Here is a 12819-nt window from a genome sequence, read left to right as displayed (position 1 = left end):
CCGGGAAAGGAATCGGTCTACTCGAAGATTTTCTCCGGCAGCCCGAACGAGGCCAGCGTCGAGGGCGGGAACGTGGTGATCTCGGCGATCAGCCCGCCCTCGATCCGCAGCACGTCGAGATTGACCGCGCTGAACCACTCCTCGCCGGGCCGCCGCACGTAGTTGGCCACGGCGGGCAGCCGGTTGGCCGTGGTCGTGCGCGCCCGCCACTCGCCCCACGCCTCCTGCCCGGACATGACCGGCGCCCACATCTCCAGGATCGCCTGCCGTCCCGGGAAGAACTCCATCGACGGCGGCATGGCCTGCAGCGCGTCCTCCCGCAGCAGTGCGGCCAGCGTGCCCATGTCGGCCTTGAGCGACGCCTCGACATACCGCTTGAGCACCAGCTTCTCCTCGGCGCTGGGCTCGACCGCCGCCGCCCACTCGCTGCGCCGTTCGGGCAGATGCTTGCGCAGGGTCCCCCGCCCCCGCTGCAGCGCGCTCTTGACGGAGGCCACCGTCATCTCCAGCGCCTGGGCGGTCTCCTCGGCCGGCCATCCCAGCACGTCCCGCATGATCAGCACGGCCCGCTGCCGCGCCGGCAGATGCTGGATGACCGCCAGAAAGGCCAGCTCGATGGTCTCCCTGGCCACGGCCAGCTCCTCGGGAAGCTGGTCATCGGGGTACGGCTCCAGCCACGGCAGATCCGACATCGGCGCCTCGGACAACACCACGTCCTTGCGGCTGGCCAGCAGGTCGAGGCAGACGTTGGTGGCGATCTTGTACAGCCAGGCCCGGTAGGTGGAACGCCCCTCATAGGTCTCGGCCCGCCGCCAGGCCCGCACCATCGTCTCCTGCACGGCGTCCTCGGCCTCGGTGTAGGAGCCGAGCATGCGGTAACAGTGCACGTGCAACTCCCGCCGATACCGCTCCGCCTCTTCCACCACGCGCCAACCCTAACGGGCGTCCGATTCAGATGGAAACGACCGTCACCAGGCTCTCCAGGCCGACGAAGTCGTCGGTGTTGCGCGTGTAGAGAGGCAGGCCGCGGCTTGACGCGACCGCGGCGATCATCAGATCCAGGCGTCTCGAGCGTGGGTCGCGTCCTGCCGCGAGCGTCAACGTGACCAGACTGCCGTATCGAGCCGCGGCCTCAGTGTCGAAGGGCAGTGGGTCGAAGTCCATGACCGCCTGCTCAAGGGTCTCAATCCGGATCGCACGTGCCGTCGCTGACTTCGCCATCGCCACACCCTGATGGAGTTCGGCGAGTGTGACGGCGGTGATCTCGGAGATGCGGGGGAGGTCCTCGATGGGGATCTCGACCAAGTCGATGACGACACAGGTGTCGATCACTCCTCGAGGACGGCGGTCATGCACGTCGCCGCTCCCAGGGGTCGTCGTCGTCGCCGATGCGATCTTCAGTGCCGAAAAACTCGTCGGCCTCTCGGCGCATTTCCGCGTAGTCGACCTTCGGAAGATGGCGGCGGCGTGCGATAAGTTCCTCAGTGCTGAGGTGTCGCCTCCGCGGGATAGGGCGCAACTCGGCGATCTCGACGCCGTTGCGGGTGATGTGGAAGGTCTCTCCCGCCTCGACCTGATCCATGACGGCGGCTGAGTTATTGCGGAACTCACGTTGAGTGATGACCTGCATAATGCCACCATCGTAGCAACGTGTGCCCCTCTGTGTTATGCACCGCGATAGACCGCCGGCCGCTTCTCCTTGAAGGCGCGGGAGCCCTCGCGGGCGTCCTCGGAGCCGATGACCGGCCAGCCGTACTCGTCGGAGACCTTGAGCGCCTCCGGTTCGGCCAGGCCCAGGGTGTCGCGGTAGGTGCGCAGGATGGCCTGGACGGCCAGCGGGCCGGAGGCGGCGATGTCGTCGGCCAGTTCCCTGGCGGTCGTCAGGGCGTGGCCGTCGGGGACGACGCGGTTGACCAGGCCCATGGCCAGGGCTTCCTCGGCGGTGATCGAGCGGCCGGTGAGGAGGAGGTCCATGGCGTGGCAGTACGGGATCTGGCGGGGCAGGCGGATGGCGGCGCCGCCCATGGGGAACAGGGCGCGTTTCGCCTCGAACAGGCCGAGGGTCGCGGATTCTGCCACGACCCGGAGGTCGGTGCCGATGAGGAGTTCGGTGCCGCCGGCGACCGCGTAGCCTTCCACCGCGCAGATGACGGGCTTGGCGGGCAGGTCCTCGCGCAGCAGGCCCTTCCAGTGGAAGTTCGGGATCTGGGCGGCGCGGGCCTGCACCTCGGGGTCGGCGGACGGCTGGCCCATGGCTTTCAGGTCGGCGCCGGCGCAGAACGTGCCCTCGGCGCCGGTCAGGACGGCCGCCCGCACGCCGGGTTCCCGCGAGACGTAGGCCCAGGCCGAGGCCAGGCCGATCAACATGTCGGAGGAGAGCGCGTTGCGGGCCTCCGGCCGGTTCATGGTGACGATGACGACGTGGCCGTCGCGTTCGATCCGGCAGTGCGGGGTGCTGATCGGCAGGAGTTCCACGGGCAACCTCCGGGATGCTGAGTTATCAAGCGCTTGTTAGGTTACACGGTGAGGTGCGCGTAGACGATGACGTTGTCCTCGTAGTGGCCGCTCGCCTGGTCGAAGGCCCCACCACAGGTGACCAGCCGCAGCTCCGCCCCGTCCGTCGCGCCGTACACCTTGTCCGTGGGGAAGGCGTCCTTGTCCACCCGCTCCACCGAGTCCACCGCGAAGCGCGCCGTCGAGCCGTCCTTCCGCTTCACCGCGATGGTGTCGCCCTGCCGCAGCGTGTGCGCCTTGGCGAAGACGGCCGGCCTGCCGTGCGCGTCCACATGCCCCAGCAGTACGGCCGGCCCGGCCTCACCCGGCGTCGGCCGGTGCTTGTACCAGCCCACCAGCTCCGGCCGGTCCAGCGGCGGCACCTCCACCGACTGGTCGGCGTTGAGGCCCACCGGGTCGATCGGCGCCCCCTTCAGCCCGATCTTCTCGATCGAGACGCTGACCGGCTCCGACTTCGCCAGCGACGTGTCCGCCTCGGCGAACGCCGGCGCCTGCTGCGTGACCTGCCCCGTGGTCGTGGCCGGCTCGGCAGCCTGTGCCGGCGCCGGCTCGCCCTTGACGGAACCGGCGATCGCCAGGCCGCCGGAGAACACCAGAACGGCCGCCGCGGCCTGGATCAGGGTGCTCCTGATCATGACATTCCCCCCGGATTGTCGAAAACGGGGGTACGGCCCGGCGGGGCCGTACCCCTGAGGGGAGCGCCGCCCGGTGTCAGCCCGGACCGCGCTCCCCGATCGCCGCTACAGGAGCTCAGGACTCCTCGGCGCGACGGCGCGCGAAGAGCGCCGAGCCGGCGCCGCCCGCGATCAGCATGCCGCCGAGCGCCACGCCGCCGAAGCCGGCGTTGCCCTCAGGCAGGCCGCCGCCGGTCGCCGCGCCGCCCTTGGGCGTCAGCGAGTAGTTGCTGGCGCGGTACTTGGGCTTGACGGTCAGCTTGGCCCAGTCGGTCTTGCCGTTGGACAGCGTGGCCTTGAACCAGTACGTGCCCGCGCGGGTGCTGGAGGGCACGTGGAACTTCTTCGCGCCCACACCCGACTTGCCGATCTTCACGGAGAACCGCTTGCCGGACGGGTCGGTGATGGTCGCCCAGTTCGTCTTGCCGAACGACGAGGTGGCGACGATGGCGGTGAACTTGCCGCCGGCGTACACCCGGTTCGGGTCGAGGATCAGCTCGAGCTGGGTCTGCGGGTGCCGCTTGACCACGGTGAGGGTGGCCGAGTGGCTCTGCCCGCTGGGCAGCGAGGCGCGCACGGTGTAGCGGCCCGGGTCGGTGCCCTTCGGCGAGGACAGCCTGACGTGGGCCTCGCCCCAGCCGTTCACGCGCACGACGTGCTTGCGGCCGGCCGGGTCCGTGAGGGTGACCGGGGTGCCGGGCTCGACGTTCTGCGTGGTGATGCCGGCGTAGTAGCTCTGGCCCGCCACGATCCTGCTGGGCGAAAGGTCCAGGCTCAGCCCGGTCACCGGCACCGGCTTGTCGGCCGACTTCACGGTCAGCTCGGTGCGGGCGTAGGAGCCGTCCGCGAAGTGGGCGTCGACCGCGTGGCGGCCGAGCTCGTTGGAGACGCGGACCTGGAAGCGGTACTCCTTGTAGCCGGCGGGAACGTTCCAGGAGCCGGGTGAGAAGGCGCGGGACGTGATGGCCTTGACGTCCGGGCCGTCCGACTTGACGCTCACGTTGACGATGTCACCGGGCTTGGCCGTGGACCGGTCGACGGTGATGCTCGTCTTGACCGCGGACTGCTCCTGGACGGTCAGCTCGGCGCGGGCGTAGGAGCCGTCGGCGAAGCGGGCGTCGACCGGGTGCCTGCCGGGCTCGTTGGAGACGCGGACCTGGAAGCGGTACTCCAGGCGGTCGCCCTCCACGTTCCACGAGCCGGGTGAGAAGGCGCGCGAGGAAATGGACCGGATCGCCTCGCGGGTCGAGGTGACCGAGACCGTGATGACCTCGCCCGGCTTGGCCGTGGCGGTGCTGAGGGTGATGGAGCCCTTCTGCTCCACCTCCTTCTTCTCTTCGGCCTTGGCCTCGCTCCGCTTGGGCTTGGCCGACTCCGTGGGCTTGGCCGCGGGCTTGTCCGAAGGCTTCTCGGAGGGCTTCTGCGACGGCTTCTCGGAGGGCTTCTCAGAGGGCTTGTCGGCCGGCTTCTCGGAGGGCTGCTCCGTCGGCTCGGCCGGCTTGTCGACAGGAGCCTCGGGAGACGTGGTCTCGACCGGGGCCGCGGGGATGTCCGCGGGGGTCTCCGCGAGAGCCGGGCTCGCGGTCAGTACGGCGAGGCCGAGGGCACCGGCGGCCGCCAGGGATTTGTTGAAGCGCATGTTCTCCCAATCGATGAGGCGGCGCGGGGTTTCAGGAGACCCCCGATCTCGGGAACACGCCGCCTCGCGTCGAACATCATCCCGCAACAACTGTGACAGAAGTGCCCAAAGCGGACATAAGTGAAGATTCTTGACTATTTCATTACGTTTAGGCAGCTAGACCTACAAATCGGCAACTCTAGTCGACTCGTGGTGCTGGGTGTGACATGTGTGAAATCAAGCGCTTGCTCGGGGCTTTGCTCCCGCGTTACGCTCGCCAGAAGCTCTACCCCCCGACACACCAGGGAGCGCGATGGGCACGCTCGGATTCTGGCGGCTGGCGCAGGCGGATCCCGACTGGATCGCCGCCGTGGACCCCGACGGCACCGAGCATCGGGCCGGTGACCTCTTAGCCCGATCGAACCAGCTCGTCCACGGCCTGCGCGAGCTCGGCCTGAAGCCGGGAGACGGCTTCTGCGGCCTGGTCCCCAACGGCGCCGACGGGCTCGTCCTCTACCTGGCCGCGCTCCAGGCCGGCTGGTACTACACCCCGATCAACTGGCATCTCACCGGCCCCGAGATCGCCTACATCGTCGAGGACAGCGAGGCCCGGGCCCTGTTCGTCCACCCCCGCTTCGCCGAGGAAGGGACCCGGGGCGCCGAGGCCATCGAGCCTGGCCGCCGCTTCGCCGTACACCCGATCGAGGGTTTCCGCCCGATGGACGAGCTGACCGCGGGCCGTCCGGAGACCGCGCCCGAGGAGCGCACCGCGGGCGCCACCATGCACTACACCTCGGGCACCACCGGCAAGCCCAAGGGCGTGCGCCGCAAGCTGAGCGGCCTGGACCCCGACGACGGCGCGGAGCTGATGACGTTCCTGCTGTCGTTGTTCGGCATCACGCCGGGCCGGCCCAACGCGCACCTCGTCACCTCGCCGAACTACCACACCGCCGTCACGCAGTTCGGTGGTACGGCGCTGCACATGGGGCACACGCTCGTCTACATGGACAAGTGGGACGCGGAGGAGACCCTGCGGCTCTGCGAGCGCCACAGGGTGACGAACTCGCACCTGGTCCCCACCCATTTCAAGAGACTTCTCGCCTTGCCCCCGGAAACCAAGAAAAAGTACGACTTGTCATCGCTTGCCTGGATGATCCATGCGGCCGCCCCCTGCCCGGTCCCGGTCAAGCACGACATGCTCGCCTGGTGGGGTGACGTGATCTACGAGTACTACGCGGCCACCGAGGGCGGCGGCACCCTGGCCACCCCCGAGGAGTGGAAGGCGCATCCGGGCACGGTCGGCAAGGCCTGGCCGATCAGCGAACTGCTCATCGTGGACGACGCCGGGCAACCGGTGCCCGCCGGGACCCCGGGCACGATCTACATGAAGATGATGGGCGTCGTCTTCGAGTACAAGGGCGACCCGGCCAAGACCGCGGCGAACCGGCTCAAGGACTACTTCACCGTCGGGGACATCGGCTACCTGACCGAGGACGGCTTCCTGTTCCTGTGCGACCGCAAGGCCGACATGATCATCTCGGGCGGCGCGAACATCTACCCGGCCGAGATCGAGAACGAGATCATGGTCCACCCGAAGGTCGCCGACGTCGCGGTCTTCGGCATCCCGGACGAGGAGTGGGGCGAGCAGATCAAGGCGGTCGTGGAGCCCGCCGAGGGCTGCGTGCCGGGTCCGGAGCTGGCCGGGGAGATCCTGGCCTCGCTGGAGGGGCGGCTGGCGCGGATGAAGTGGCCCAAGTCCATCGACTTCATCGCCGAGATGCCCCGCGAGCCCAACGGCAAGCTGCTCAAGCGCAAGCTCCGCGCGCCCTACTGGGAGGGACACGGCCGTGCCATCTGATCCGCTGGTAGCCGAGCACGTCCTGGAGTTCCCCGGCGGCTACACGCGCACGACCGGGCCGGTGATCGGCAGGTTCCTGACCGAACTGCGCGACGGGCGGATCGTCGGCGTGCGCACGGTCGAGGGCAGGGTGCTGGTGCCGCCGCTGGAGTACGACCCGGCCAGTGGCGAGCCGGTCACCGACGAGTACGTCGAGGTCGGCCCGGCGGGCACGGTCACCGCCTGGACCTGGGTGGAAACCCCGCTGGAACGGCATCCGCTGGACCGCCCGTTCGCCTGGGCGCTGATCACGATGGACGGCGCCGACACCGCCCTGGTGCACGCGGTGGACGCGGGCACCCTCAAGGCGTTGAAGAACGGCACCCGGGTGCGCCCGATCTGGAAGCGGGACCGCACCGGCCACATCACCGACATTTCCCACTTCGCCCCCGAGGTCACCACGATCGTCTCCCCGGTCAGGGCGGCCTACAAGATCACGGCAAGCAAGTCGCTCACCCGGTTCCTCGAGGGGATCAAGCGCGGCGTCTTCCTCGGCTGCCGCTGCGCCACCTGCGACAAGGTGTACGTCCCCTACCGCCTGTCCTGCCCCGGATGCGGAAACGTCATCACCGACGAGGTGGAACTGCCCGACACCGGCACCGTCACCACCTTCGCCATCAACAACCTGCCCGACCCCCGCGCCCCCGAAGTGCCCTTCGTCTCCGCCTACATCCTCCTCGACGGCGCCGACGTCCCCATGATCGCCCTCGTCGGCGGCGTCCCCGCCCACGAGGTACGCCAGGGCATGCGCGTGCGCGCCGAATGGGTGCCCGAGGAAGAACGCACCCTGTCGATGTCCAACATCCGGTGGTTCACCCCCATCGGAGAACCCGACGCGGAGCTCTAATGCGCGATGTGGCCGTCGTCGCCTTCGCCCAGACCCAGCACACCGACCACGACAGCGGCGTCTCGGAACCCGAGCTCATCCTCCCGGTCATCGACGCGGTCCGCGAGCAGACCGGGCTGCGCCACTTCGGCTTCACCTGCTCGGGAAGCTGCGACTACCTGGCCGGGGCGCCGTTCTCGTTCGTCTCCGCGCTCGACGCGCTCGGTGCCTGGCCGCCGATCTCCGAGAGCCACGTCGAGATGGACGCCGCCTGGGCGCTGTACGAAGCCTGGGTCCGCCTTCAGCACGGAGACGTGGACACCGCCCTGGTCTACGGCTTCGGCAAGTCCTCGCTCGGCGACCTGCGCACGATCATGACCCTCCAGCTCGACCCCTACTACCTGGAGCCCCTGGGCCTCGACCAGCTCTCGATGGCCGGGCTCCAGCGCGCCGCCCTGGGCGCGCCGCAGGCCCAGCTCGACGAGATCGTACGGCGCAGCCGTACCGACGGCCGGGCGAACCCCTACGCGCTGGACCTTCCCCCCGACGGCGACGAACCACCCATAACGGACGGCGCCGCGGCCGTGGTCCTGGCGGTCGGCGACCAGGCCCGCGGGCTGTGCGCGAACCCCGCCTACATCCGGGGCATCGCCCACCGCATCGAACCCCACTACCTCGGCATGCGCGATCTCGCCCGCTCGCCCTCCGCCGCCGACGCCGCCCGTGCGGCCGGGGTCGGCAAGGGGCCCGTCGAGGTGGCCGAGCTGCACGCCCAGTTCGCCCACGAGGAGATCATCCTCAAGGAGGCGCTGGAGCTGCCCGCGGAGACGGTGATCAACCCCAGCGGCGGCCCGCTGGCCGCCAACCCCGTCATGGCCACCGGCCTGATCCGCATCGGCGAGGCCGCCCGGCAGATCATCGACGGCCGGGCGAGCCGCACCGTGGGCCACGCCGCGGGCGGCCCCTGCCTGCAGCACAACCTCGTGACCGTCCTGGAGGCATGATGGGAAACGCCTGCGCGGTGATCGGCGTCGGCCAGACGCGCTACACGACCCAGCGGCGCGACGTCTCCATCGCCGGCCTGGTGCGCGAGGCGGCGCTGCGGGCGCTGGAGGACGCCGGGCTGACGTTCAAGGACATCGACGCCGTCGTCATCGGCAAGGCGCCCGACCTGTTCGAAGGCGTCATGATGCCCGAGGCGTACCTCGCCGACGCGCTCGGCGCCGCCGGCAAGCCGATGATGCGCGTGCACACCGCCGGCTCCGTCGGCGGCTCCACCGCGCTGGTCGGCGCCTCGCTCATCCAGGGCGGCGTGCACGACCGGGTGCTGGTCGTGGCCTTCGAGAAGCAGTCGGAGTCCAACGCCACGTGGGCGCTGTCGACGCACCTGCCGTTCAACGCCTCGCTGGTCGTCGGCGCGGGCGGCTACTTCGCCCCGCACATCCGCGAGTACATGCGCCGCTCCGGCGCTCCCGAGCACATCGGCACGCTCGTCGCGGTCAAAGACCGGCAGAACGCGCTGAAGAACCCGTACGCCCACCTGAAGATCCCCGGCATCAGCCGCGAAATGGTCGAGGCCACGCCCATGCTCTGGGAGCCCATCCGCTACCTGGAGACCTGCCCGTCCAGCGACGGCGCCTGCGCGATGGTGCTCGCCGCGGAATCGGCCGTGACCGGCGCGCCCGCCTGGGTCCACGGTACGGCGATGCGGTCCGAGCCGATCTTCCGGGCCGGTCGCGACACGGTCAGCCCCCAGGGCGGCAAGGACTGCGCCGCCGACGTCTACCGGCAGGCCGGCATCACCGACCCGCGCCGGGACATCGACGTCGCCGAGACCTACGTGCCGTTCTCCTGGTACGAGCCCATGTGGCTGGAGAACCTCGGCTTCGCCGCCGAGGGCGAGGGATGGAAGCTCACCGAATCGGGCGCCACCGCGCTCGACGGCGACATCCCGTGGAACGCCTCGGGCGGCGTCCTGTCGTCCAACCCGATCGGCGCCTCCGGGCTGATCAGGTTCGCCGAGGCTGCGCAGCAGGTCCGGGGGATGGCGGGAGAACACCAGGTGGACGGCGCCCGGCTGGCGCTCGGTCACGCCTATGGCGGGGGAGCCCAGTTCTTCGCGATGTGGGTCGTCGGACGGGAGAAGCCCTGATGGAGTTCAACCACGCGGACCTGTTCGAAGCGCTGGCCGACCGGATCGGCCGGCGGGTCGCCGTCGTCTGCGGCGACGAACGCCGCACCTACGCCGAACTCGACGCCGAAGCCAACCGGCTGGCCCACTACCTGGAAGGGCTCGGCGTCGGCCCCGGCCAGCACGTCGGCCTCCACCTGTACAACGGCATCGAGTACGTCGCCGGCCTCCTGGCCACGCTCAAACTCCGGGCGGTGCCGGTCAACGTCAACTACCGCTACGTCGAGGCCGAGCTGCTGTACCTGTACAACGACTCCGACATCGTGGCGCTGATCTACGACGTGGAGTTCGAGTCACGGGTCGCGGCCGTGGCGCCTCAGGCGGCCAAGCTGCGACACCTCGTCTCCGTGGGCGGGCGGTCGGCCGCGGCCGTGCCGTACGAGCTGGCGCTGGCGGGCCAGCCGGACACGCGCGGCTTCCCCGAGCGCAGCGGCCAGGACGTCTACATCATCTACACCGGCGGCACCACGGGCCTGCCGAAGGGCGCGATGTGGCACGTCGAGGACCTGTTCATGGCGTTCGGGGGCGGCAATCCGTACGGCGAGCCGCGCGCGACCCCGCAGGAGGTCGTCGACGAGGCCGTCAAAGCCGGGCCGATGGTGATGATGGCGGCGCCGCCGCTCATGCACGGGGCGGCGCAGATGGCCACGTTCATCGCCTGGTGGATGGGGGCGACCATCGCCTACGTGCGCCGCTTCGACGCCGGCGACGTGTGGCGGACGGTCGAGCGGGAGCGCGTCTTCACCATGAACATCACCGGCGACGCCATGGCCAGGCCGCTGACCGAGGCGCTGGAGAACGGCTCCTACGACCTGTCCTCGCTGTTCGTGATCAGCTCGACGGGCGCCATCCTGACCGGCGCGGTCCGCGACCGGTTACAGGAACTGCTGCCGAACGTGATGATCCTCGACAACTTCGGCTCGACCGAGTCCGGCTACACCGCCTCCGGCGTGGCCGGGTCCTCGCCCGAGAAGGGCCTGCGCTACCAGCCGAACGCCACGGCCAACCTGGTCGTCCTCGACGAGAACCTCAAGCCGGTGGCCGAAGGGCAGCTCGGCACCGTCGCGAAGTCCGGCCGGGTCGCGTTCGGCTACTACAACGACCCCGAGAAGACCGCCCGCACCTTCGTCACCGACGCCGACGGCACCCGCTGGCTGCTCACCGGCGACCTGGCCACCGTGGACGCCGACGGCACGGTCAACGTGTTCGGCCGCGGCTCGCAGTGCATCAACACCGGCGGCGAGAAGGTCTTCCCCGAGGAGGTGGAGGCGGTGCTCAAAGGCCACCCGTCGGTCTTCGACGCGGTGGTCACCGGCATCCCGGACGAGCGCTGGGGCAGCCGGGTGGCCGCCGTCGTCGAACCCAGGCCCGGCGTCTCGCTGGGCTCCGGCGACCTGGACACGCACTGCAGGGAGCGGCTGTCGAGCTACAAGGTGCCGCGGACGTACGCGTTCGTGGAGGAGATCGTACGGTCACCCGCGGGCAAGGCCGACTACCGGTGGGCCCGGGAGACGGCCGAACGGGCGTGGCGGTGAACGTGATCCACTCCGGGCCTCTGTAGAGTGCCATGGCCCCCCGATCTGGTCAGCTATGTCGGGGGAAGAGTGGACGCGCTGCTGTTCGACTTGTTCGGGGTCATCGCGCCGGGGCAGACACCCGAGGACCGCGCCGCCATCGAGGCGGCGGCCGGGGCTCGGGGGTCGGTGTTCTGGAACGCCTACTGGGATGCGCGTGGCGGCTACGACCTGGGCGAGCTGACCGGGGCGGAGTACTGGCACGCTGTGGGGGAGCGGCTGGGCCGTACCTTCGCGGACGTGGACGCGCTGGTGGCCCTGGACGTGGCGAGCTGGCGCCGGGTGGACACCGACGTGCTCGGATATATCAGGACACTCGCCGGTCGCGGGCTTCGGATGGGTTTGTTGTCCAACATCCCCGCAGATTTGGCGGGATATTTCGCGACTCATCACGGCGAAGTGTTTGACCTCTTCGACGTACTCGGCCTCTCCTGCCGGATCGGTCACGCCAAGCCCTCACCCGAGGCGTACCTGTGGTGCCTGGAGGAGTTCGGGCTGCCGGCCGAGCGGGTCATGTTCGTGGACGCCCGCCCCGCCAACGTGGCCGGCGCGCTGGCGGAGGGCATGCAGGGCCACCACTACACCTCCCTGCCCACCCTCCGCGCGCACCTGCTGGCCCGCACCTACAGAACGGCGACGGGTTTGACTACGCCTTCTCGCCTGTGAGCACCGCGGCCAGCCCGATGTAGATGACGCCGCTGCCGACGTCCAGCCGCCGCCGGGCCTTGAGCGAACGGCGCAGCCGCCCGGCCAGCGCGGACGACGCCAGCGCGAACGTCCCGTCGGAGGCCAGGCCCAGCACCACCCAGATGGCGCCCAGCAGCATGATCTGCGGCGCGACCGGGCCCGCGGCCGGGTTGACGAAGTTGGGCAGGAAGGCCAGGAAGAAGATGGCGGTCTTCGGGTTGAGCACGTTCACCACGAACCCCTCCCCGAACATCCGCCGGCGGGACTGCTCCTTGATCGTCATCTCCTCCTCGGGCACAGGCTTGGACAGCAGCTTCCTGATCCCGAGATAGAGCAGATAGGCGACCCCGGCGAACTTCACTATGGTGAACGCCGTGGCCGAGGCCGCCAGCAGCGCGGTAAGCCCGAGCGCGGCGGCCGCCACGTGCACCAGTGACCCGGCATGCACCCCGAGCACCGACACGATCCCGGCAGCCCGGCCTTGGGTCACGCTCCTGGTGACGATGAAGACAACAGCAGGCCCGGGCACAATCAGGATGGCCATGGTGGCCGCGCAGAAGACCGCAAGAGTTGATATATCCGGCATATCCCGAGAGTAGGCAGCCCCTGCCTCCGATCGCCACAGATTTCACCACGTCCCCACGGAGTGTTCGGGCATGGTCGCCGGGGTGGGGTGACCGCACTCCGGTCAAGGTACGGCGGGCCGGGTGGTGCGGCCGGGTGGTGGTGCGGCCGGGTGGTGGTGCGGCCGGGTGGTGCGGCCGGGTGGCCTTCGCTTCGCGTGGCACCGTCTGTAGGGCGGCCCTCCTGGTGTCCGGCCGGCCGTACACCAGCCCCA

The 12819-nt window shown here is 69.8% G+C and carries 13 protein-coding genes; 6 read left to right on the top strand and 7 right to left on the bottom strand.

What is annotated here, in order from left to right; genetic code table 11:
* Nucleotides 1-17 precede the first annotated feature (17 nt).
* From FVE25_RS29535 to FVE25_RS54460, 6 genes are all read right to left on the bottom strand, one after another.
* Nucleotides 18-926 (bottom strand): RNA polymerase subunit sigma-70, encoded by a 909-nt coding sequence (locus tag FVE25_RS29535; protein WP_157250362.1) that lies wholly within the window; start codon nt 924-926, stop codon nt 18-20.
* A gap of 25 nt (nt 927-951) precedes the next feature.
* A complete protein-coding gene (locus FVE25_RS29530; RefSeq protein WP_157250361.1) occupies nt 952-1332 on the bottom strand; it encodes a type II toxin-antitoxin system VapC family toxin in 381 nt (126 codons plus the stop codon).
* 16 nt (nt 1333-1348) lie between these two features.
* Nucleotides 1349-1630 (bottom strand): type II toxin-antitoxin system Phd/YefM family antitoxin, encoded by a 282-nt coding sequence (locus tag FVE25_RS29525; RefSeq protein ID WP_157250360.1) that lies wholly within the window; start codon nt 1628-1630, stop codon nt 1349-1351.
* Nucleotides 1631-1665: 35 nt separating this feature from the next.
* Nucleotides 1666-2475: a crotonase/enoyl-CoA hydratase family protein gene (locus FVE25_RS29520; RefSeq protein ID WP_157250359.1), complete on the bottom strand. Its 810-nt coding sequence runs from the start codon at nt 2473-2475 to the stop codon at nt 1666-1668.
* Nucleotides 2476-2516: 41 nt separating this feature from the next.
* On the bottom strand, nt 2517-3149 hold the full coding sequence (locus FVE25_RS29515) for a class F sortase (protein ID WP_157250358.1): 633 nt from the start codon (nt 3147-3149) through the stop codon (nt 2517-2519).
* 115 nt (nt 3150-3264) lie between these two features.
* Nucleotides 3265-4827: a hypothetical protein gene (locus FVE25_RS54460; protein WP_219825701.1), complete on the bottom strand. Its 1563-nt coding sequence runs from the start codon at nt 4825-4827 to the stop codon at nt 3265-3267.
* 292 nt (nt 4828-5119) lie between these two features.
* On the opposite strand from FVE25_RS54460, the gene FVE25_RS29505 reads away from it, so the two are divergent.
* The 6 genes from FVE25_RS29505 to FVE25_RS29480 all read left to right on the top strand — a co-directional run bounded on the left by FVE25_RS29505 (nt 5120) and on the right by FVE25_RS29480 (nt 11960).
* Nucleotides 5120-6664 (top strand): acyl-CoA synthetase, encoded by a 1545-nt coding sequence (locus tag FVE25_RS29505; RefSeq protein ID WP_157250357.1) that lies wholly within the window; start codon nt 5120-5122, stop codon nt 6662-6664.
* Complete coding sequence (locus FVE25_RS29500) at nt 6654-7550, top strand: Zn-ribbon domain-containing OB-fold protein (RefSeq protein ID WP_246267622.1); 897 nt, start codon at nt 6654-6656, stop codon at nt 7548-7550. The genes FVE25_RS29505 and FVE25_RS29500 overlap by 11 nt, the downstream gene beginning before the upstream one ends.
* A complete protein-coding gene (locus tag FVE25_RS29495; protein WP_157250356.1) occupies nt 7550-8533 on the top strand; it encodes a thiolase domain-containing protein in 984 nt (327 codons plus the stop codon). Before FVE25_RS29500 ends, FVE25_RS29495 begins: the two co-directional genes overlap by 1 nt.
* Nucleotides 8533-9681 (top strand): thiolase domain-containing protein, encoded by a 1149-nt coding sequence (locus tag FVE25_RS29490; RefSeq protein WP_157250601.1) that lies wholly within the window; start codon nt 8533-8535, stop codon nt 9679-9681. Before FVE25_RS29495 ends, FVE25_RS29490 begins: the two co-directional genes overlap by 1 nt.
* Entirely contained in the window at nt 9681-11255 is a 1575-nt protein-coding gene (locus tag FVE25_RS29485) for an acyl-CoA synthetase (protein ID WP_157250355.1), read from the top strand. Before FVE25_RS29490 ends, FVE25_RS29485 begins: the two co-directional genes overlap by 1 nt.
* 69 nt (nt 11256-11324) lie before the next feature.
* On the top strand, nt 11325-11960 hold the full coding sequence (locus FVE25_RS29480; protein ID WP_157250354.1) for an HAD family hydrolase: 636 nt from the start codon (nt 11325-11327) through the stop codon (nt 11958-11960).
* Here the strand turns inward: FVE25_RS29480 and FVE25_RS29475 are convergent.
* Nucleotides 11941-12525: a LysE family translocator gene (locus FVE25_RS29475; RefSeq protein ID WP_246267621.1), complete on the bottom strand. Its 585-nt coding sequence runs from the start codon at nt 12523-12525 to the stop codon at nt 11941-11943. The two genes, FVE25_RS29480 and FVE25_RS29475, sit on opposite strands and share 20 nt — an antisense overlap.
* Between the last annotated feature and the right edge of the window lie 294 nt (nt 12526-12819).

Source organism: Nonomuraea typhae, assembly GCF_009760925.1.
Taxonomy (GTDB): domain Bacteria; phylum Actinomycetota; class Actinomycetes; order Streptosporangiales; family Streptosporangiaceae; genus Nonomuraea; species Nonomuraea typhae.
This window is presented reverse-complemented; position numbering and strand designations above follow the sequence as displayed.